Source organism: Neisseria sp. P0021.S005, from assembly GCF_051956955.1.
In genome coordinates, this window is sequence record NZ_JBQCWY010000900.1 from 1 (window position 1) to 527 (window position 527).

At 50.1% G+C, this 527-nt stretch carries 1 protein-coding gene; it reads right to left on the reverse strand.

Annotated elements, in window-relative coordinates:
• Positions 1–527, reverse strand: a 527-nt coding sequence (locus ACTHUE_RS20060; protein ID WP_440424286.1) for an ATP-binding cassette domain-containing protein, incomplete at both ends; no start/stop codon positions are given.

Here is a 527-nt window from a genome sequence, read left to right on the forward strand (position 1 = left end):
GTTCTTTGTAGGAAAGTTTGACCGTGCGGTTGGCTTTGGGTTTGACTTTCTCAGGCTCGGCAACCGCTTTAGGCGCAGAGGCCGTCTGAATTTTCTCTTCTCGCGATTTTGCGTCGATATAATCCTGATAGCCGCCGATGTATTCTTTCAGACGGCCTTGTCCTTCGAAAACAATGCTTTGGGTAATCACATTATCCAAGAACATACGGTCATGCGAAACAAGGAATACCGTGCCTTGGTAATCGCGCAGCAAGTCTTCAAGCAGCTCTTGGGTATCGATGTCCAAGTCGTTGGTCGGTTCGTCTAAGACCAAAATATTGGCGGGACGGGTAAAGAGTTTTGCCAGCAGAAGGCGGTTGCGTTCGCCGCCGGAGAGCGATGAAACAGGACTTTGTGCACGGGCTGGATGGAACAGAAAATCTTCCAGATAGCTCATCACATGTTTTTTCTTGCCGCCGACTTCGACGTAATCGTTGCCTTGGCCGAGCGTGTAAAACACGGTGTCGTTTTCATTCAACGCGCTGCGG